Source organism: Flavobacterium sp. ACAM 123 (assembly GCF_000264055.1).
Lineage (GTDB): Bacteria > Bacteroidota > Bacteroidia > Flavobacteriales > Flavobacteriaceae > Flavobacterium.
Genome location: NZ_AJXL01000204.1, coordinates 1 through 2,509 on the forward strand (window position 1 = coordinate 1; position 2,509 = coordinate 2,509).

Below are 2,509 nucleotides of genomic sequence, written 5' to 3' on the forward strand. Positions count from 1 at the left end.
CAATCGTTAAATTGGCAGGGGATAAAGTGAATACGGGTTTAGTAGTATCACCAACAGTAATTTCTACAGAATTTGTGTAAACAGAATAACAAGCAACTTCATTTAATGTTGAAACTGTCCGTCTTTGAAAACTAGTTGTTGCAGATAGTAATGATGGGGAATAACTCGCTAAAGTTTCATCTGGAATCGGCACATAACTACCACTAGCATTGGTTTGCCATTCATAAGTAATATTGCCATCACCTGTCCCATTTGTTGTAGAAATTAGCTCAGATGGTGAAGTTCCAGTACAGATAGTTTGGTTTGTACCTATAGACCCTGCTGTAGGAATTGCTTGAACAATAAAAGTCCTGGTTGCAATATTTGTTACAGAGCCATTTGTGATTTTTAATGAAAGTAAATATTCTCCAAAAGAGGGAGGAGTAAATGTACTAATTGTTGTTTCACTATCATTACTAAGTGTGCCAGTAGAAGAAGGTGATACAGTTATGAAATTATTGCTAGGGTCTTTTAGAGTCCATTCATAAGTAACATCGGTGTCTGGGCCAGTGTAGCCTCCAGTTAAATTTTGTGTAAGGTTCTGACAAATAGTGTAAGGATCTGTTAGTGGATTTGTTATTTTTGCTTGCAGTGTTCCCCCAGCTGTTGTTATTTCACCAAAGGAATAAGTACCGCTACCGCCACCGGCACAGGCAGCATATTTACTTGATCCAATAAATATTTCGTTATTGTTATTGCAAGTTCCAGCAGTAATAGTCCCTGTATTTTCAACAATTATTACAGCATTCCCATCAGGTAAATTTAGTCTCACTTTAGAACCTGTAAAGTTTAAATTTCCTCCATCAATATCAATTAATTGACTATTCAAAGTTATAATATCTGAATTTCCTGAAACATTAAAATTAAGATTGCCATTTACTGTAACTGCCCCCATTGCTTGGGTAGTTAAATTAGTTACTATTGTAATGGTATGTCCTGCTTGAATAGTTACTGAATAGGATCCTGTATTTTGTCCGGGATAGGAAGTTGTAGTATCCCAGGCAGTTCCATTAAATATTTGCCAAGAGGAAGCACTAGTCCAATTTCCAGATGTTAAAGATTTATAATCACCAAGTACTTGCCCATAATTATAAAACGAACTTAGAACTAACAGTATTGTAAATAAGTATTTTTTTATCATGGCATCTACATTTTAGAGATAAAATTCTAATAATTTATAAAATGGAAATAGAAGAATCTAAGACCGTTTTATAACAGTAATAATGCCCAATTATATTTATGATATTTCACCTAACAAAGCAATATAATGGCTTACTAACTATTTTTTTTTTTTGATTTAATGCAGGAAACAGTATGCATTTTTAGATAGTTTATTAATATAAAATATAGATTTTGGACTTATCTAATTGTAAGTTAAGTAAGTAGAAACTTTTTTCAGCGATAAAAAATATTTATTCGATTAAAGGGCTACGAAAACCGATGAACGACTTATTTTAAGAGATTTGGTTTCTTTTTTCATCCATTTTTACTATTAAATTACATAAAAACAAAAAACTAGCCGTAATAGGCAGTTTTATTGGTTTTCTTAAGATTGGCTAAAAAAATTAAGGGATAATTATTTTCTTGCTTAAATCTCCATTTGAAGTTTGAATTTTTACAATATACACACCTGAGCTTAAATTTTTAATAGGGAGTTGGATATTCTCTTGCATTGAATTTTCAATTTCCCAATTGGCAATGGATTGCCCAGTCATGCTGTATAAAGATACTTTTTGGACAGTTGTTATTAATGGCTTATTAGTTATCTCTAGAACATTCTTTTTCTGAATATGAGCAATTTTTACATCATCTGGATCTGAGTTTTCTATATAATCTTTTTCTTTCGGGTCTTTTTCTTTTTTCTTTTTTAGTTTAAAACATAATGAAAAACGATTATTGCTTACTCCCCTAGGCACTATAACTTCATAACTTTTATCTCGAATATCATTATAGCTTTCATTTTCCGAGTCATAGATAAATATTTTTTCATTTTTGCCGAAGTTTTCCAGTTCGTCAATCATAAATTTTACTGTTCCTTCAATATCAGCTTTTACACCAATAGAATAGGAGGCTTTTGTATCAAAGCGCCCCACTCCCTGAATGATTAATTTCATCTCGTTAGTTAAAAAGTAAATGTCATTTGGTAGATTGTCAAAACTGGTTCCGTCATATCCATAATCAATAGCATCAGTCGCTTTTTCATTCATAAAGCCTAATAACAGCTGTTTGTGGTAATCGTTATGGGAGTTAAAGCCCAAACGAATTCTTTTGATAGTGTCTTCAGGAGTTATGTCACTATTGTTATTGTTCCAAGCTTCCTTTTTAGTTTCTTTCCCTTTATATAAAATATTCGAAGTTTCATTTTCATTTTCTTTAACAAAGGCTCTCTGACTGTTTTTGAAAATTACGGTACTAGTTGTGGAGCTTGGACGACCACTAATAAAAAACTAACGTCCGACCAGGAGTATAT

The 2,509-nt window shown here is 32.2% G+C and carries 2 protein-coding genes; both read right to left on the reverse strand.

Annotation, left to right across the window (positions count from 1 at the left end; all coding sequences use genetic code 11):
- Positions 1 to 1,180, reverse strand: a 1,180-nt coding sequence (locus tag A3SG_RS0118170) for a G8 domain-containing protein (RefSeq protein ID WP_016991414.1), incomplete at its 3' end; no start/stop codon positions are given.
- A gap of 424 nt (positions 1,181 to 1,604) precedes the next feature.
- Positions 1,605 to 2,246, reverse strand: a complete 642-nt coding sequence (locus A3SG_RS0118175; protein WP_016991415.1) for a T9SS type A sorting domain-containing protein — start codon at positions 2,244 to 2,246, stop codon at positions 1,605 to 1,607.
- Between the last annotated feature and the right edge of the window lie 263 nt (positions 2,247 to 2,509).

Excerpts from the sequence above, each read along its gene's own strand:
- A3SG_RS0118175 (WP_016991415.1), bottom strand. The coding sequence starts at position 2,246 with ATGAATGAAAAAGCGACTGATGCTATTGATTATGGATATGACGGAACC.